The organism is candidate division KSB1 bacterium, assembly GCA_034521575.1.
Taxonomy (GTDB): Bacteria; Zhuqueibacterota; Zhuqueibacteria; order Residuimicrobiales; family Krinioviventaceae; genus JAXHMJ01.
Genome location: JAXHMJ010000005.1, coordinates 2488093 through 2507354 on the forward strand (window position 1 = coordinate 2488093; position 19262 = coordinate 2507354).

Consider the following 19262-nt stretch of genomic DNA (forward strand, 5'->3'; position numbering starts at 1 on the left):
ATATGGAATGAGGTTTTGGATTGTTTTTATAATTTGGGCTGCTGCTTCTCTCGCGTTCTCTCAGGACAGTGTCAATGTTGTCTTTCGCTATTCACCTTCATCTCAGGATGTAAAACGGGCGTTTGCGCCGGGAACCTTTAACAACTGGGGCCCGAACAACAATGGAAGGATTCAGCCGGACGCGCCTTCACAAATGACCTTTGTTGATTCTCTGAATTTATATATAAAGCCGATTTGGCTGGAAACCGGCGATACTCATAATTACAAATTTCATGAACAGTATGATGCAAGCGGCAGTGACTGGGCCTGGTTTACAGACCCCCTGAATCCCTTGATCAACACATCCGACAATAATAATAGTATTTTGAAGGTTGAACCGTTGATGGTTTTTCAGGTTGCGCCTCAGCCCGGAGCCATTATTCCCAAAGGTGAACGTTTTTTATCTGCCGGTATATTTGCTGCAACAGGTGATACGATTTTATTTGATCAGAGCACCGTAACGATCGATGATTCTCTGCAATTTCCACTCGCCGATTTTTATCTGCCCGACTATTCAATGCTGCATTTCCCGCTGTCAGACCTTGAAAGCGGCATGCACACCGGGTGCATCTCTGTCAAAACGACACAGGGCCGGACGCTGTCTAAAACAACATCTTTTACTCTCACCGGAGGCGAGGTGTTTTTTCAGACGCCGTCCCGCGACAGTGTGTTTGCCAGTCAAAAAACGGTTCGCTGGCAGGTTAATCAGGAACTGGATGAGCTTGAAAACGTGGTACTGCAAACGGTTGACGGACCGCCCTATGCATTCTCTCCGCGGGAGAATGGTGCCTATTCCTATACGGTTTCATTGAATCGGGGTATCAATCAATTTTTCATCCGGATTCACAAGCTCTCCGGTGACACGGTTCTCTCGGATACATTGACTCTTGTTCTTCCGGAAGCGCAGGCTCCGTCCGTCGATATTTCTATATCAGCTGATGAAAATAGAGTGATCCTGACAGGACATGCGTCTGATGTTCAGGATTCGACTTTGCATTATGCCTGGACTCAGCAGCCGTTGAATGCAGCGGCGCTGCCGGGCATTGACGAATATACAGGCTCTGCTTTGGAACGGGATATCCCTGAGCAGCCCGGACATTATTCCTTTAAACTGACGGTTACGGATTCTGATCAGAATCAGAACTCTCGGGTGCATTTTTTCACGGTGCTCCCCGACGGCAGCGTCGAAATTCCCATACATAAAACAGTTCCTTCCTGGGTGCATGACGCTCAGATTTACAGTTTGTTTTTACTCGGCTTTACGCAAGAGGGATCGCTGCAGGCCGCAATTTCCAGACTACAGCATATTCGGGATCTCGGCTGCACAGTTGTATGGGTTTTACCCGTCATGCAGGTGGAAGGGTCTCTGGATCAGCGCTATAACATCGGCTATAATATTGTAGATTTTTATTCTATCGATCCGGTGTACGGAAGCTCTAAAGATTTTAAAGATTTTGTCGATGCCGCGCATGATCTCGGATTGCGGGTTATTCTGGACGTCACCCCTAATCACAGCAGCCGTTCACATCCGATCGCCCTGGATGTCCGGGAAAAGGGCGTGTACAGCCCCTATTATGATTTTTATCAGCATGAAATTATTCCGCACAATGACAATGGGCTGGGTCAATCGGTCTCACAGGATGGCATTGTCTATTACAACGGATTTTCGGATGCGCTTTTAAACTGGAACTGGTCCGATGCGGAAGCCCGCGCTTATATGCTGGAGGTCTACAAACACTGGCTGCGGGAGTATGACATCGATGGTTATCGACTGGATGTATACTGGGGACCGCACCGTCGTTACGGCCGCAATGATTTTGATATTCCCCTGCGTCAAGCATTGCGTTCCGTGAAAAGTGATATTCTGATCCTGGGTGAAACTCACGGCACCGGCCCGGGCTCTGAAATCCAGTATGCGGATTTTCAGGGTGGAATGGATATGGGATATGACTGGTCCCTGAGCGGAAACCTTTATAATTACCCTTCTGTTTCCACGCTGCATGCCGCTTTGCGCAACGGCGGATACCGGCCGGGCGAAAGTTCATATTTTATGCGCTTTCTGGAAAATCATGATGAACTGCGTGTGGCGCACCGCTATAACAGTCTGGAAAAAACAAAACCGGTTTCATCCACTCTTTCTCTTTCCACCGGCATACCCATGATTTATCAGGGCCAGGAAGTGGGGATGGGATACAACATGCAGGGCAGCAAAGAATACCTGGCCCGGTCTGATGTTGCCTGGGAGTCCGAAGGCTCTTTTCTGCAGTCACATTATCAGTTGTATACCCATGTTCGCGATCAGTTTCCGGCGTTTCAACGTCAATATACCGACACCAACAAGGACGGGGTGATCAATCATTCTGACAAAGATGTGCAGCCCCGCCTGGATGCGTCCTCTCCTCATGTATACGCTTTTGCCAGGCCGTTTGAAAACCAAAACGGCCTGGCTTTGGTGAATTTCCGCGGCAATCCGGTGTCTGTTGCAACGCCGTTGCAATTATCCTATTGGGCGGAATTTTCCAAGGGGTTTCATCCGGATTCCCTGTATTATTTGAATCGTCTGGATCAAAACATGTCGCAGCTTTACACTGGAAGCGATCTGGATACGCTAAAAGTCGATTTGGCAGCATACGAGACTGCTGTTTATACAATCAGCAGGCAATCGGACAGCGTTCGGATTCAAAATCCGATAACCCGGGTGCGGGAGTATGGGAAAAAGCTGCCGACATCTTTTTACTGCACAGCCGGTTATCCGAATCCTTTCAATTCGTCGGTCCGATTTGAGTATTATTTGCCAATGTCAGGAACAATCGAGATTAATATTTTTAACGTTCTGGGGCAAAAAATCCGATCGCTTTTCAAAGGACAACAAGGGGCCGGCAGTTATGTGCTCCATTGGGACGGCCGTTCGAATCAGAATGAGCAGGTGCCGTCCGGAATTTACTTGATACAAACATTATATGAAGGACAGAAAAGAACACAAAGAATTTGTCTGATACGTTAACCAAGAGTTTTGGGAGAAGATATGACAGGTCTGGATTATACGATTGTGGTTGTTTATTTAACCGCGATTGTGTTTGTCGGAATGATGGCGCAGAAACGCGCATCAGCCGGAATTGATTCTTATTTTCTCGGGAACCGCGGATTGCCGTGGTGGGCGCTGGGCGCTTCCGGAATGGCCTCCAATCTGGATGTCGCCGGGACAATGGTTAATACCGCGTGGGTGTTTGCCTTGGGCGCTGCGGGCTTGTTTCTGGAAATCCGCGGTGGCGCAACTCTGATTATGGCGTTTTTGATGATTTTTATGGGAAAATGGAACCGGCGTTCTCAAGTGATGACCATGGCCGAGTGGATGCGCTTTCGTTTCGGCAAGGGCCGGGAAGGCGATCTTGCACGCTTGATCTCTGCAATCTCTACTATTGTGATTACGATTGCCATGATCACCTATATGGCGATCGGCTCGGGAAAATTTATCAGCACGTTTCTCGGATTTCCGGACCTTGGCACGGTCAAAGATTTTGTTGAACAGACTGAACGGGTGGAGCTGCAGGACTCCTGGGCAGGGCTTGAAAGCATGTATCTGAATCTGGATGAGGATATACGTGCCTCCCGGGCAGATATCCCGGAGATCGGCGCTGTGAAACGTATCTGGGAGGATACAGATCAGGCTTTTACACAGATGATGCAGGATCCTGCATCTATTCAAACGCTAAAGGATTTTAATGATGTATTGAACCGGATGGAAAACGGTTTGACCTCTTTGTCGCGTGCAGCCGAAGACACGGAGCAGGCAGCCGAACTTGTGCCCCGTATTCAGGCGGCATTTGAATTGACAAAATCCATTCGGCTTGATTTTTCCGGGATGACGGATTACAGGATTCTGTTAAAAGCGGAAACCCTGGCCGCCATGGTTATGATCTTTCTGGCCATGATATATACTGTGGCGAGCGGACTGTATGGAGTCGTTTGGACAGATGTTTTCCAGGGATTGATTATCTTTTTTACCGTTATGTTTGTATGCATGACCGCTCTGTTCAAATTTGGTCTGCCGGAGGTGTTTAATATCTCAATTCCCATGCGCGACGGTACATTTCAAATCTTTCAAATGTCAAAGTCCGCCTGGACTCATCCGCTGCCGCCCTGGAATCTGGGGTTCCCGGAAGGTTCTCTTTATTCCGTCTATAACCTGTTTGGCATTGCGATATTATTTTATCTTGTTAAAGTAACGTTTGAAGGCGCGGGCGGTGCAACCGGATATATGATTCAGCGTTATTTTGCTGCGAGAAGCGACCGGGAAGCCGGACTGTTGAGTCTGTTCTGGACGTTTTTATTAAGTTTTCGCTGGCCGTTTATCACCGCGATAGCGATTATGGGAATTTCATACGGCACGTCACAGGGCGTTATCAGTGATCCGGAGCGGGTTCTGCCGGTTGTGGTGAATGAACTCATCCCGGTGGGGATCAAAGGACTGTTGGTGGCCGGACTCATGGCAGCCGCAATGTCTACGTTTGATTCCACGGTCAATGCCGGTGCGGCGTACTGGGTCAAGGATATCTATCAGGCTTATATCAACCCAAAGGCCTCGGATCGCGCTTTGATGCTTCACAGCCGGTGGGCTTCGATTGTTATTGTTATCCTTGGACTGCTGTTCAGCCTGACCATAAGCAACATCAATGAAATCTGGGGCTGGATTACCATGAGCATCGGCGCCGGATTGATCGTACCCAGTCTGGTGCGCTGGTATTGGTGGCGGATGAACGGCTACGGCTTTGCCGTCGGCACCGCCGTGGGAATGACTGCCGCCATTGTACAGCGACTGATATTTCCGCATGTACCCGAATATGTCTCATTCAGTTTTGCATCCGGTCTATCATTCCTCGGAATGATTATCGCAACCTATGCAACCAAACCGACTTCTTCGAATGTGTTGCTGGATTTTTACAAAACCACGCGGTCCTTTGGATTCTGGGGACCGGTCAAGTCAAAATTGGCGAAAGGAACTCTGCAGGCTATCAAAAAGGAAAACAAACGCGATATTATTTCCATTTTTATGGCTGTGCCCTGGCAGATGGTGCTGTTCCTGACCTGGATGATGGTTATTATGAGAGAATGGACGTCTGTCGGCTGGCTGGCACTGCTGCTGGCAGGTCTTTCTGTCGGACTGTATTTTTCCTGGTTTCGGCATTTGTCTGCTGAGGTCAAGGTTGAGGATTAGGCATAAACCTTTCTGATTTGAAATCCAGAGTCAGAATATAACGATGTGAAACAACCGAGTAATTCTGAAAATAAAAATGTTTGAATTGACAGGATAAACGCTTAAGTTTAATAGATGAAACGATGTACAAGGATGGATAATGGATAAACGAGGAAGCGGACTACTATTACATATTTCTTCTCTGCCGTCCCCTTATGGTATCGGTGACTTTGGGCCGCGTGCTTTTGAGTTTGCTGATTTTATTAAAAAATCAAAACAACGGTTTTGGCAAATCCTGCCGTTAAATCCGACCAATGCGGGTACGGACTATTCACCCTATCTCAGTCAATCCGCATTTGCGATGAATCCTTTGTTGTTGAGTCCGGATATGTTGCAACGGGACGGGCTGCTGCTGGAACGTGAATGTGCAAAACGGCCCGAGTTCCCGGAGACAAAAATAGAGTTTGATAAAATTGTCTCGTTCAAAAAATCATTGTTCCGGAAAGCATTTGATCGGTTTAAAAAAAGAACGGATTTTGAAGAATTCCGCGGCTACTGTGAGGTTAACGGCTATTGGCTGAATGATTATGCCCTTTTTGTCTCTTTGAAAACATATTTTGACGAGAAAAGCTGGGTCGAGTGGCCAGCGCCCTATCGGGATCGTGATCCGGAAACCCTGAAAAACGCCAAGAACGATTTGTCGGATGATATTTATTTTGAAAAATTTCTGCAGTATCAGCTCTATAAACAATGGATGGGGCTGAAACATTATTGCAATGAAAGCAAAATAAAATTTGTCGGGGATCTACCCATTTATGTGGCTCATGACAGTGCTGATGTATGGGCCAATACAGACAAATTTAAGCTAAAAGAAAACAGATACCCGCAATTTGTTGCCGGCGTACCCCCTGATTATTTCAGTGAAACGGGTCAATTATGGGGAACACCGGTGTATAATTGGGACACGATGAGTCACGACGGGTACAGCTGGTGGCATAGCCGCATGGGACACAATCTGCATTTGTTTGATATCGTGCGAATTGATCATTTCAGAGGCTTTGTCGCCTACTGGCAGGTGGATGCATCCGAGGATACGGCTATAAACGGCGAGTGGATTCAGGCGCCGGCGCGTGATTTTTTCAGGCAGCTGCGCAACCGGTTCCCGGACCTTCCTATTATTGCAGAGGACCTCGGGTTAATTACCCCCGATGTGATTGATGTGATGCATGAATTCGAGTTGCCGGGAATGAAGGTCATTATGTTTGCGTTTAGCAAAGATATTGAGCATAATCCCCATATCCCCTTTAATCTCAGAAAAAACAGTTTTTTTTATACGGGCACGCATGATAACAACACGCTGCAGGGCTGGTATTATCATGAAATTGATGAGCAAGAGCGTGAACGGGTTAACCGTTACCTGGGCAAAAAGCCGAAACGCACGGAATTGCACTGGACTTTTATTCGTTGTGCCATGCAGTCAGTCGCCAATACGGTGGTGTTCCCTGTGCAGGATATTTTGGGCCTGGGCGGAGAGCATCGGATGAACAATCCGAGCAAACGCTCCGGGAACTGGCGCTGGCGCATGCCTGGCGGTCATCTTGATGATGAATTGGCTGAAACCCTGGCTGATATGGTCGAGATTTACGGGAGAACGGGTCAGTAAGCTCATATTTTATTGAAAAAAAGCCCCGATTTTTCGGGGCTTTTTTTTTATTTTGAATCACTTAGGGTCTGCTTCGGTTTTCATATTCGGGACGCTTCGGCTTGGGAGGAGCTGATTTCAATTCCTTTAACACATGTTCAACCGCACGTTTCAGTTGTGTGTCAACGCCGTTGGCCAGGGAACTTGGGTTCTCCGGCACGTGAATGTCCGGGGCCACCCCGTGCCCTTCCAGGAACCAGGTGCCGTCGGGGTTGTACATGCGGAACGTGGGTACAGTAATGAGTCCACCGTCAATCAGGCGGGGCGCGCCGGTTATTCCAATCAATCCGCCCCAGGTGCGCGTACCGACAAGCTTTCCCAATCCAGCTTTGCGGAAATAATCGGGGAATGCGTCTCCGCCCGAACCGCTCCAGCCGTTGATTAGCATGGCTTTAGGCCCGAAATGCGCCACCGGCGGCCAGGCCCAGTCTTTGCCGTCGCGTACAGCCCAGTAGGCCATCACGGGACGATCCAGTAATTCAATAAAGCGATCCGGAATTTGTCCGCCGCTGTTAAAGCGTTCGTCGATAATCAGCCCGTCCAGGTGATGCTGGGCTGCAAATTGGCGCACCAGTTCACTTTGTCCCTGTGTGCCGGTGTTCGGGACATAGATATAGCCGATTTTTCCGTCGCTTGCTTTTTCGACAAATTGGCGGTTATGCTCAATCCATTCGAGATGACGCAGACGCGTTTCCGCTTTCATCGGTTCAACGATAACCTTTCGTGCCCCCTCAAAAGTCGGACGGTCATTAACCGTTAACTCGACGGGGTGTCCCACAGCTCCCTGGAATGCGGCCCAGGGGTCCGTGTCGGTTTTGAGCGTTGAACCGTTTACCGCAAGAATATAATCGCCTTGTTCAACCTGCACACCTGATTCGCTCAACGGTGATTTGGTACTAATATCCCAGGGCGCGCCATGGATGATGCGCTTGACGCGGTACGTATCATTGTCAATATCCCAGTCGATACCCAGATAGCCCACAGCCGTTTGTTCCGGTTGCGGCTGATCGCCGCCCCATCGATAGGTATGCGATGCGTTCAATTCAGCAATCAACTCACCGATGACATAATTTACGTCCCCGCGGGTGACGGCATCATCAAGGAGTTTACCGTACTTTGCCCGCATAGCCGTCCAGTCTACACCGTGCATATTGGGATCGTAGAAAAAGTCTCTGGACAACCGCCAGGCATCATCAAAGAGCTGCTGCCATTCCTGTTTCGGATCAATGCGGGTTTCCAGCTCTTTTGTCCGCAATGGTTTTTCCAGTTTTTGATCGGCTGCTATATCAATGAGATAAAAATTTGATTCATTTTTGATCAAGAGTTTTTTTCGGTCAGCAGTGAGTTGAAAGGCATCTGCATCCTCAACGATGGTTTTTTCTTCCCGTTCCTCGAGGTCATAGTACATCAGCGGACTGTTGCTGTCATCCGGCATGCCGGTTCTGGGGGTGCGATGAAAAATAATTTTACCGGAAACCGCCTGCAATCCGGCAAAGTTTCCGTTTTTCACCGGAATGACCACAGCACGCTGTTCCAGGTTTTGCAAATCAATGTCCACGGTTATCGTAGAATCCTGTTCTTCCTTGTCTTTTTTCGAATCCGACTGAATATCGGTTTCATCATTTCTGGCTTTGAGCGGAGATTCTACATCGGTGCGCAGAGGGGCGGCGACGATCGTTGTGGTGTTGGCGTAGAGAAACGAATTGTCGACGTCACCATATATCGGGTCAAAATTGCGATTGGAAAGATAAAAGAGATACTTGCCGTCCGGATCAAAAACCGGAGAGTTGTCGCTGTAAAATCCGGATGTGACTTTTACTTTCTGTTTTTTTTGTGTGTCATAAATAAACACAGCGTTGTGTTCATTACCCAGACCGCGTGCATAGGCGAACCAGCGGCTGTCCGGTGACCAGTTGACCTGAAAGGTTTCCAGTTCCCCCTGGTATTTCCAGAGTGCCTGATCGACTTTGGTTGTTTTTCCGGACTCCATGTTGTACATGCGGATGGTCATGGCCTGGTCAATAAACACGAGTTTTTTATTGTCCGGCGCCCAAAACAGATGGTAGCGGAAACCGGGACCGTATTTTGTCAGGGTTTCGGGGGCTGATCCGTTTTGGGTATCGTATACTGTGAGCTCATATTCACCGCTTTGGTCACTCCAAAACGCCACTGTTTTGCCGTCCGGTGACCAGGCTGGAAATCGTTCGGCGCTTCCCGAGGAGCGGGTCAGGTTACGGATCACTCCGTGCTCCGCCGGTACGGAAAAGATATCTCCTCTGGCTTCAAAAAGAACCCGTTTGCCATCCGGCGCTGTCCAGAAATGCGAGATATGTTTGCTGACATTTTTTATCTTTGGTTTGAGAGTGGAGAGATCCGTCACCACCTCAATGTCAACGGGCGAGACCTTTTCAGTTTCGAGATCTAACAGATATATCTTGCCGCCGGCCTCGAAAACAATATCCTGAGGTCCCTGTTCAGGAAAATGAATATCGTAATCCGAAAAGGTGGTTACCTGGCGGTGGTTCTCGTTTTGCACATCATATGCCCAAATGTTGAAATGTTTTTCCGGTCCGCGATCGGATAAATAATAGATGGTTTGCCCGCACCACATGGGCTGTGAATCATTGGCGGGATTATCGGTTATTTTTTTTGATTGGTTACGGGTCAGATCAAAGATCCAGATATCCGGAGCCATGCCGCCTCTGTAGCCTTTCCAGGTGCGGAAATCTCTGGATATGGGAATATAGGCAAGTTTTTTGCCGTCCGGTGAAAAACTTGCATCCTCACCGTACGGGATAACCAGTTTATCCGGCAGACCGCCTTGCGGCATCGTTAAATAAAATTGATTATAGCGTTGTCTTTCGCTTTTCATGCTGGAAGCAAATAGTATTTTGGATCCATCGGCGGTCCAATCGAGCATCCGCTCTGTCATACCGTGATGTGTCACTCGCGTCAGATCGCCTCCTAATGCCGGAAGTGTGTAGATATCCGTATTTCCGTCGTAATTGGCGTTAAACGCTATGGATGAGCCGTCCGGTGAAAAGCGGGGAAACTGTTCATTGCCTTTGGGGGAACTGAGATGCTGGGCAACCCCGCCGTTTTTGTCAACAATCCAGATGTCACCGGCATATAAAAATGTAATGTGCTGTTCGGATACATCCGGATAGCGCAGCATCCGTCCGTCAATCTGAGCGTTAACAGGAAGAAAGTTAAAGAGAGAAAGTAAAAGCGCTGATTGCAGCATACGTCGAATCATGATCGACCTCCCATTTATTTGAATTTGATATCCATAAAGAGCAACAGAAAAAACGAAATATGAATTCCCGGTATATCTATAGATGATTTATGTGCTTACAACAGGTTTTGCAAATCGTCAAGTTTAAGCTTAAGCCGGCGCAGTTTCTGCGAATGGTGTTGTATTTCTTTTTCAAGTGCGTTCAAAGTGGACGCGTGTTCCCGAGTTTTCAGATCCTGAGACAGACGTAAGGAGGGCAGTGAAAAGAAAAAATATCCAGAGGTTCCGGCCAGCAGTGAAAGAGTGATCGGCCAAAACCAGGAGAACAAAGCAGGGGATCGAAATTTTATAAACAGGGTTATAAGGGCAGAGAACAGCAGCACGACAAAACTCACTGTGATGAAAATGCAAAACCGGGAAAGCCGGTGTTGGTTTTTCAAAAGATTTTCCACTTTGCCCTGGCGCTGCATCAGGTTTAACAGGATTTGCTCGTGGTGCTGTATTTGTTGATCAATTGAATTGAGCGAAACATCCCGCTTCATGGAGATGATATCACGCAGCACGAGCGCTTTTTCAAAATCGGGATTTTTACGCAGAGCGATACGATTGTAGACTGCCGCCTGCTGGAGGTCTCCTTCTTTGAGTTTATCCAGAGATTTACGATGATAAATATCTTTGGGCAGCCATTCGTATCGTTCTGCCAGTTTAGATCCCACCCGGGTCGCCGCAGAGATCACGGCGGAAGAGAATAACGGAATCATTGTTTATTTAAGAGCCAGAGCGCGTTCCAGGTATTCCACAGCTTTGGATATTTAACGCGCACCTCTTCCCATTCACCCGGTGTCAAATCGACGGGTTCCTTGCCGGTTGTTTCCAGAACGCCTGCATAGGCCTGTCGAATGCAGATCCCGGTTTGCATGCGCGATCCCCAGGGTGGCGCCTGCAATCTCCAGAACACCGTCGATAAAGTCCATCCCGGTCGCGCTTTCAAGGCCCCGTTCTACTATAAAACCGGCAATGCCGCCTATCATCCCTCTGGACGCAGATCGTCGTATTCTATTCATGTTGTTCTTTATCATTTTTTTCCTCTTTCTGTATGGATTGCAATGATTTTTTGATCAATTCATCTTTTTTTTGTACGACTTTTGTTAAACGCTTGACTTGCCGCTCAAGTTCACGCAATTTTCGATTTCCGAACAGTTTCCCCCATACTGCTTCCAGAATAATAACAATCGCGAGTGTAAAAACAACTCCAAATCCGAAACTAAACAATTCGATTTGCATAATAGTTTACTGTTTTGGTAAATATTTGATCATGACCAATTGATTACCATAGAGTGAGTTGCGAATATAATCCACTTTATCCATAGCACGGCGTATGATGTGCAGTCCCATTCCACCGCCCCGGCTCTTGGACGCCGCTTCGGTTATGTTGAATTCCGAAGCTTGTTCAGCATCAAATCCTTTTCCGTGATCCACAATGCTGATTTTGAGCATATCCTCCGCTTCATCGACGGCTACCTGGATTTTTGAATAGGGTGCGCCGCGCCGCGCGTGCTCAATGGCATTCAGGCAGGCCTCGTAAACTGCAATGTTGATGCGGCTGAGGTCGCCTTTGTTAAACCCCATCTCTTTTGCGTGTACGGCAACGAAATCGCAAGCTTTATACAGAGCGCTGTGCTCATAGGGAATGTCAATTACGCGATGCCTTTTAATTTCAGAGCTCGGGAGATTGGGATGTTCTTTTTGCGTGTCTTTTGTCTGTAGGGGCGATTCTGCAGGGGGGGGTACAGTTCGCGCTGCATGCGGCAGATGGGTTTCGAGCGCTTGAATCAGTTTTTCCTCATCCGGTGCAATTGACAGATAATCCGCCGGGTTAAATTCAGAAAGCGCTGACCTAAAAGTGCGCCCGGCGTTGACAATATAAAGATCGCCTCCCATTCTGCGGAGGGTTCCGGTGAGTTCGCACAGGAGAGCGGTGATTGCATCCGTCAGTGTGTCATTGAATCCGAAATCAATGATAAACGTATTGCTCTCTTTGCTATGGGTTTTTATTTTGTTGTAGAGAGATTGAATGAACTCGGTGTCCGAATCGATTCGGGTCGGGATTAGTTTTATGATTTCACCCTTTGGGCCCATTCGTTGTATCTGGATCGTATCTTTTTTTACCATAAATGTACTCTGGTCGATTGTCCAATAGAATATTTTGCTGCTTAAAAAATACGGTTATATCTTCTGGTTGTCAAGTTTTTTATTATGTATATGCCCGATATGACAAAAGTTAACAATATCACAGCAAAAAGTGATTGCACATTTATATAAAATTCATTATTATCTTATAGTTAAATGAATATGAGAGAATCATGGCAAAAGGCGAGCAGACGCGTCTGATTTTTGAGAACACCAACTCGACCCATCAATTGCTTGATGGTTTGGAATTAACCCGGCCACTTGTCGTGTTCGATTTGGAAACCACCGGGCTTGATATTGAACTGGATCGCATTATACAGTTTGCGTTTTTGCGGGTCAATCCAGACCGCTCTATTGAAGAATGGCAGGAATTGGTCAATCCAGCCATTCCTATCCCCCCGGAGGCTTCGAGAGTTCATGGTATTACGGATGATCAGGTAGCCGGTCAACCTGACTTTTCGCACTTTGCACCTGTTGTGCTACATTATATAAACAACAGTGATCTTTGTGGCTTTAACATTGCGCAATTTGATGTGCCGTTTCTGCAGGCCGAAATGCAGAGAAACGGATATCCTCTGGATACGGATCAAATTAGAATCATTGATGCAAAAACGATTTATCATATGAAGGAACCGCGCGATCTGGCTTCCGCCTATCGTTTTTATTGTCAGGCTGAACATAACGATGCTCATGATGCCATGGGTGATGTGCGAGTCACATTGGATGTGTTGGATGCTCAACTTAAAACATATTCTGATCTGCCCAGGACCATGAACGCGTTGGTGGCGTACTGTTCTCCCAGGGATGACCGTTTTGTCACCTCTGACCGCAAGTTTTACTGGAGACACGGCAAAGCATTGATTAATTTTGGTAAATATCGCGGCAAATCTCTGGAATTTCTTTCCTCCCATGATCCCGGCTATCTCAAGTGGATCATTGACGGAAATTTTGCCAAAGACACCAAAGACGTTTGCCGGGATGCATTGAACGGACAATTTCCCTCCCGTGAGGATATTTGACTGAATACAGGAGCAAAATCGGCAACCAAAACAGGACAAGCAACGAATTATGAAAACCAGTGTTATACTACCGCTACGGGGAAATCAGGAGCATTTGCGTAAAGCTATATTTAGTTTACAAAATCAATCATTCCAGCCGGATGAGGTGATTATCTCGGACGGGAATGCCGATGAAGAGGTGGTTGAATTCCTGAACCATGAAAAAGATAACTTTTCATTTGCGGTCCGCTATATTCGCCAATTGGAAAGCCGTGAAAACGGCGCACAGTGCCGAAACAATGCCATTCGGGCTTGCCGGGGGAGTATCCTGATTTTACTTGAAGAGTCGCTTGTTTTCAGCCGGGATTTGTTAAAGACGTTTATAGACAATGTACAGGAGAATAGCTTTGTCGTTGCTCATCCGGTCCTGCTGTCACAGGAACAAAGCGTCGGGATTACGCAGGAGGTCATCAAGGCTAATGATCTATTATCTGTGCTGAATGATAAACAGGCCAAACAACTGGACAAGGTCCTCAAAGACAAACAGTTTAAACGCTTTTTATTCCAATCCGGCTCTAGTGATATTGCTGCGGAATTGACAGAGGCTGCCTATTGCATCTGGAAACATGATTTGAAAAAGGTGAATGGTTTCGATGAAAAAATCACCGGCTGGGGAGGCGAATACATCGATTTGGGACGACGTTTATATAATGCCGGATTTCAGCGCAAGAATCCCGGGAAGAATGATTTTGCCTTGCGATTGTTTCGTGAATCACGCTCTGATAATAATCGAAATCACAACTATGAAAAACAACGTTTTGTTCAGATCAATAAAGGCGATTACGACTGTCTGTTCGGTCTGAGTAATCCCGTTAATGATAATATTACACTTTTCCTTGATATAAAGTAAAATACCATGAACGGGGCGGTTACTGCTACAATTATCACACTAAATGAAGAGGTCAATATCGGCCGCTGCCTGGAGTCTCTGAACTGGGCGGATGATATTGTGGTTGTGGATTCCGGATCCGGCGATGCAACGCTGGATATCTGCAGGGGCTTTAACTGCCGGATTTACAATATTGACTGGCGCGGATTTGGCGCCACCAAGCAATTTGCACTTGAACAGGCCGGGACCGAATGGGTGTTGTCCATTGATGCAGACGAAGAGGTCAGTGATGCACTGCGTCAGCAAATCAAAGATGTGATCAATGATCCGGCCTCTTTGAACGGATACAAAATTCAGCGCTGTTCCCGTTATCTGGGATCATTTATCCGTCACAGCGGCTGGGAACATGATCGTCCGCTTCGTCTGTTAAGGAAATCCTGCGGCAGATTCGACCTAAAGTCCGTTCACGAATCGATTCATCTGCAGGGGCCTGCTGGATTATTAAAAGCTCCGCTATATCATTACCCTTATCCGGATATTTCTACTCATATTGATAAAATGAACCGTTACTCTGAGCTGGGCGCCCAGGAACTGGCAAAAAAAGGGCGAAACAGTTCACCTGCTGCAGCTGTTCTGCATGGAACAGGCAAGTTTCTGAAAATGTATTTACTAAAGGCAGGTTTTTTGGACGGTGCGGCGGGCTTTGTTTTGGCAAAAAATTCTGCGTTCGGAGTTTATTTAAAATATATTAAATTATGGAAAATGAACCGCTGAAACTACTACATGTTGACGCCGGACGTGAGTGGCGGGGCGGCCAACAACAGATTGCCTATCTTTTAAAAGGTCTCTCTGAACGCGGATATTTACAGTATATGCTTTGTCCGGTCCAGTCCGGGCTCAACGATATTTGCCGTGAATACAGTATCCCCTGCTATAACGCATTGTTGCGCGGGGAATTTGATGTCCGTTCTATGCGAACCATTGCGTTGCTTTCACGCTTTTACGGTATCAATGTTCTGCATGCCCATTGCGCGCATTCCCTGGCTTTATGCCAGGGGTCGCGTTTTTTCTACCACAAACCGCGTTTGATTGCCGCCCGGCGTGTTGATTTTTCCGTGCGCAAAAAGGTCATCGGGGCATGGAAATACAAAAATCCCAGAGTCGATCGAATTATCTGTGTTTCAAAAGCCATTGAACGAATTTTGATACGTGACGGTGTGCCGCCCGATCGCCTCACCACCGTGTACAGTGGTGTGGACCTGCAAAAGTTTGCCGATTCTGTCCCGGTCAGGCGCGCTGAACTGGATATACCGCAACATCATTTCGTGATCGGGACCATTGCAGCGCTGGCCGATCATAAAGATTATCCCAATCTAATGCACGCAGCCAGACTTGTGCTGGATCAGCGTCGGGATATTACCTTTCTGGCCCTGGGAGACGGGCCGGAAAAAACCAAACTGGAACTCCTTGCCCGGGATCTTGATTTGGGAACACAGTTTAAATTTATGGGACATCAAACCGATGTCGGCTCGTTTCTAAAGGCTTTTGATCTGTTTGTGCTCGCCTCCAAAACAGAAGGTCTGGGAACCTCAATACTGGATGCCCAGGCCGCCGGTCTTCCGGTTGTGGCAACGCGAGCAGGCGGTATCCCGGAACTCATTCAGCATCACAGGTCCGGTCTTCTTGTCAGACCGCGTCAGCCGTTTGAATTGGCGGAAGCTCTGTTGAAACTGCTAAACAACAAGCCGCTGTGTGAAAAAATTGCCCGGCAGGGGAAAAAGCATGCCTCCCGTTTTGATTGGCGCCATATGGCCGGGAAGACGGCGGAAGTTTATCGAGAGGTACTTGACTCTGGCGATTATTAAAGATTCTATACAAATCATTCTTGTTCCGAGGTGTAGGGACTATCGAATCATTGATTTTAATATTGCTCTCAAAGACTGCGATATCAGCTGATTCTGCATGAAACAGAGTTTGATTCAGCGCAACTGGTACAGTTTTATGAAACGTACAGTCAGAGGAAAGCGTTTTAACTGGCCGCTTTTCCGATCATACCGAGAAATGTATTGTAAATGTCATCGGTAATTTTACTCTCGTTCTCGTCCAGCCCCAGCCGAACAATTACCATGTTCCAGCTGGGAATGACAAACAGATCATTGTTATTAAAACCTGAAGCGGCATAGGTATCCAAAGGCGCGTCCGGCCATTTTTTATTGCCATCCGGGCCGGTTCCGTTGATCCACCAATTGTAACCATAGGTGCCGGGACCTTTTTCCATGTACCCTGACAACGGCATATCGGCGGGAACCTGTACCTGAGTGGCCTGTGAAACCCAGGATTCATCAACGAGCTGCTCACCGCTCCAGTTTCCGTTGTTTAAAAACAACAGACCGAACCGGGCAAGGTCCAGGCTGGAAATTTTTAGCTGTTCATGATTGCCGGCACCGCAGACCACATCCCCGTCGTCTGCCGGCAGTTTTCCCCATTTCCAGTTCTCATCTGCAATACCAATGGGTTGTGCAATTCGATCGGCGAAAAGCTGATCCAGAGAGGTGTCGGAAATATGTTTTAATACATTGGCAAATTGATTCATTGCTGAATCCCAGTATGCAAAATGAGTGCCGGGATCAAACAGAGGATAGGGGTCCGGAGAAAAGGGCATCATGCTGGGTCCGTGTTTGTAACCGCCCTGAGGGTCGTCTCCAATGGCACGGTAGCCGGATGTCATGTTGGCAAAATGCTCCAGCGTGACTTGGGCATAGTAGGCATCGAGGGATGTGACGTATTCGCTTGCGTGTGTTTCCAGGGTGCATTTGCCGTCCTGAATCAGTAATCCCAGTATCGTGCTGGTAAACGTTTTGGCCACCGACCAGACACTATGAACATGATCTGCGTTCTCACCTTTCCAGAGTAGATAACCGTTTTTAACGATGACCAGTTCTTTACTGCTGTCACTGCCTGCATGTTCCGCAAGATACGATATGGCATTTTGCAGCTTGGCTGCGTCCAGCCCCAATTCGGCAGGGTCTTTAGTCTCCCAATCATTGCCTGGAAACACCTGGGCGTGAATGGATGTGGAATATATTAGAACGAGCAGGAAGAGAGTAAGTGTTTTGAAAAAGACTGAAAGTGGTTGCATGACATGTTCTCCATATTACCAAGTGTACCGGTATCAACACGGAGTAATAAATGAATCCCCGGTACAGTGCTGCGGGTCGATCAGTTGAAAGGACGCTGTAGAGTAGAAAAAATTACAAGCGGAATATAACAGGATTTTTAAACAATTGCAAAATATTCTACAAATATTTTGCATTAAAGTCAGTCCTTCGCTCTGCAATGATTATAATAGGGCTATTAAGTTGTTGAAAATAAATAGATAAAGTGCGCTTTTGGTTTTCCTGGGTGTGACAATTTTTTACACCTTGTGAAACAGGCTTGTCCACGATATGGCTAAATTCCTAAAGAAAAAAATCATTTGTTCTTTAAAATAAAACTGTTATTTTTACAATAGCTTAAAGCGGTTCAAAATTATGTATCAAGGAAAAGAGGAGAGCAAAATGAAAACATTTTCAAGGCGCGATTTTTTAACCACAGCCGGGGCTGCTGCGGGGAGCGTAATGCTATCATCTCCGGTGCATGGTTCGTCGCGTAAAAAACGTATAGTGCTGGTAGGCACCGGGGTGCGGGGAACAGGCTTTTGGGGCAGAAATATTGTGCAGCAATACTCTGACCTGGTCGAGTTTGTCGGATTATGTGATATCAATCCGGGGCGTTTAAAGTTTGCCCGGTCTTTTATGGGAATTGACTGTTCGGTTTACACGGATTTTGACACGATGATCCGGGAAACCAATCCGGATATGGTTATTGTGACCACAGTTGATGCAACACACCATCAATATATTGTCAAAAGTCTGGACCTGGGTCTGGATGTCCTGACGGAAAAACCCATGACCACAGACGAACGGAAATGTCAAGAGATACTGGATGCCGAAAGACGCAGCGGGAAAGAGCTTATTGTCGGATTTAATTACCGCTGGGCTCCGTATATGACAAAAATCAAAGATTTACTGCACAAACAGTCGATCGGTAATGTCCGGACCGTTGATTTTCACTGGTATCTGAATACGTATCACGGCGCTTCATATTTCAGACGCTGGCACGGACAGCGGGAATACAGCGGTACATTGTGGGTGCACAAGGCTACACATCATTTTGACCTGTTGAACTGGTGGATTGATTCCGAGCCTGTGGAGGTTTTTGCTTACGGCGACCTGGAGCATTACGGCAGCAACCATTCCTTCCGGGGTGATAAATGCCGGACTTGTCCTCACAAAGAAAAATGTAAATTTTTCTGGGATATTACTGAAAATGAGCATTATATGAATCTTTATGTCGCCAATGAAAAATATGACGGATATATCCGCGACAACTGTCTGTTCAGACATGAGATCAATATCTATGATAAAATGAGCGCGCAGATAAAGTATGCAAACGGCGTTATTGTCAATTATTCGTTGACAACCTACTCACCTTTTGAAGGGTGGAGGACGGCCTTTAACGGATTTGATGGCAGACTCGAAGCATGGCTGGATATTCCCTGGATCAGCGGAGCTTCGGTGGATCAAGCTGAAATGCATGCTGCAGAAATGGATCAGGGAGCCTCGGCCGCAGAACAATATGAACCGATTATTGTTCATAACAACTGGCAAAAGCATAATGTCATCAAAGTTCCGCATTCGCGCGGCGGACACGGAGGCGGCGATAAGCGAATGCAGGACCGAATCTTTTTAGACCCCAATGCTCCGGATCCGCTGGGTCACGCCGCTGGAAGTCGGGATGGGGCCATGTCTATTCTTATCGGTATTGCGGCAAGAAAAAGTATTGAATCCGGGGAAGCGGTGCGAATCGCTGAATTGACTGACCTGCAGCCGCGTGAGAAACGCTTGTAATTTATTCAACAGTGCAGCGGCTTTTGTCGCTGCACTGTTAACTTGATTTTTCCTGCTTTTTTGAAT

At 47.2% G+C, this 19262-nt stretch carries 14 protein-coding genes; 8 read left to right on the plus strand and 6 right to left on the minus strand.

What is annotated here, in order from left to right:
• Positions 1 to 7 precede the first annotated feature (7 nt).
• The 3 genes from U5R06_24145 (at position 8) to malQ (ending at position 6896) form a co-directional block, all read left to right on the plus strand.
• Positions 8 to 3043 carry an alpha-amylase family glycosyl hydrolase gene (locus tag U5R06_24145; protein MDZ7725830.1) on the plus strand — a complete coding sequence of 1012 codons (3036 nt, stop codon included), beginning with the start codon at positions 8 to 10 and terminating at the stop codon, positions 3041 to 3043.
• Between the two features lie 21 nt (positions 3044 to 3064).
• The gene (locus U5R06_24150) at positions 3065 to 5254 is read left to right on the plus strand and encodes a hypothetical protein (GenBank protein MDZ7725831.1); all 2190 of its coding nucleotides are present in this window, start codon (positions 3065 to 3067) and stop codon (positions 5252 to 5254) included.
• A 139-nt stretch (positions 5255 to 5393) separates the two neighbouring features.
• Positions 5394 to 6896, plus strand: coding sequence for a 4-alpha-glucanotransferase (malQ, locus tag U5R06_24155; GenBank protein MDZ7725832.1), 1503 nt, complete (start codon positions 5394 to 5396; stop codon positions 6894 to 6896).
• A 61-nt stretch (positions 6897 to 6957) separates the two neighbouring features.
• On the opposite strand, the gene U5R06_24160 is transcribed toward malQ, so the two are convergent.
• The 5 genes from U5R06_24160 to U5R06_24180 form a co-directional block, all read right to left on the minus strand.
• The gene (locus U5R06_24160; GenBank protein ID MDZ7725833.1) at positions 6958 to 10191 is read right to left on the minus strand and encodes a PDZ domain-containing protein; all 3234 of its coding nucleotides are present in this window, start codon (positions 10189 to 10191) and stop codon (positions 6958 to 6960) included.
• A gap of 95 nt (positions 10192 to 10286) precedes the next feature.
• Complete coding sequence (locus U5R06_24165; GenBank protein MDZ7725834.1) at positions 10287 to 10886, minus strand: hypothetical protein; 600 nt, start codon at positions 10884 to 10886, stop codon at positions 10287 to 10289.
• A gap of 41 nt (positions 10887 to 10927) precedes the next feature.
• On the minus strand, positions 10928 to 11161 hold the full coding sequence (locus U5R06_24170; protein MDZ7725835.1) for a hypothetical protein: 234 nt from the start codon (positions 11159 to 11161) through the stop codon (positions 10928 to 10930).
• A 65-nt stretch (positions 11162 to 11226) separates the two neighbouring features.
• Positions 11227 to 11454: a hypothetical protein gene (locus U5R06_24175; GenBank protein ID MDZ7725836.1), complete on the minus strand. Its 228-nt coding sequence runs from the start codon at positions 11452 to 11454 to the stop codon at positions 11227 to 11229.
• Positions 11455 to 11460: 6 nt separating this feature from the next.
• On the minus strand, positions 11461 to 12342 hold the full coding sequence (locus U5R06_24180; GenBank protein ID MDZ7725837.1) for an ATP-binding protein: 882 nt from the start codon (positions 12340 to 12342) through the stop codon (positions 11461 to 11463).
• Between the two features lie 191 nt (positions 12343 to 12533).
• Between U5R06_24180 and U5R06_24185 the strand changes: the two genes are divergently transcribed.
• The 4 genes from U5R06_24185 to U5R06_24200 are packed head-to-tail and all read left to right on the plus strand — an operon-like array spanning position 12534 to position 16112.
• Positions 12534 to 13379 carry a 3'-5' exonuclease gene (locus U5R06_24185; protein ID MDZ7725838.1) on the plus strand — a complete coding sequence of 282 codons (846 nt, stop codon included), beginning with the start codon at positions 12534 to 12536 and terminating at the stop codon, positions 13377 to 13379.
• 49 nt (positions 13380 to 13428) lie between these two features.
• Positions 13429 to 14268, plus strand: coding sequence for a glycosyltransferase (locus U5R06_24190; GenBank protein MDZ7725839.1), 840 nt, complete (start codon positions 13429 to 13431; stop codon positions 14266 to 14268).
• A 6-nt stretch (positions 14269 to 14274) separates the two neighbouring features.
• Positions 14275 to 15021 carry a glycosyltransferase family 2 protein gene (locus U5R06_24195; protein MDZ7725840.1) on the plus strand — a complete coding sequence of 249 codons (747 nt, stop codon included), beginning with the start codon at positions 14275 to 14277 and terminating at the stop codon, positions 15019 to 15021.
• Positions 15003 to 16112 (plus strand): glycosyltransferase, encoded by a 1110-nt coding sequence (locus U5R06_24200; GenBank protein ID MDZ7725841.1) that lies wholly within the window; start codon positions 15003 to 15005, stop codon positions 16110 to 16112. The genes U5R06_24195 and U5R06_24200 overlap by 19 nt, the downstream gene beginning before the upstream one ends.
• 164 nt (positions 16113 to 16276) lie before the next feature.
• Here the strand turns inward: U5R06_24200 and U5R06_24205 are convergent, their stop codons facing one another.
• Entirely contained in the window at positions 16277 to 17386 is a 1110-nt protein-coding gene (locus tag U5R06_24205; GenBank protein MDZ7725842.1) for a serine hydrolase, read from the minus strand.
• A 418-nt stretch (positions 17387 to 17804) separates the two neighbouring features.
• Here U5R06_24205 and U5R06_24210 point away from each other — a divergent pair, with 418 nt between their 5' ends.
• A complete protein-coding gene (locus U5R06_24210) occupies positions 17805 to 19196 on the plus strand; it encodes a Gfo/Idh/MocA family oxidoreductase (GenBank protein ID MDZ7725843.1) in 1392 nt (463 codons plus the stop codon).
• The last annotated feature ends 66 nt before the right edge of the window (positions 19197 to 19262 follow it).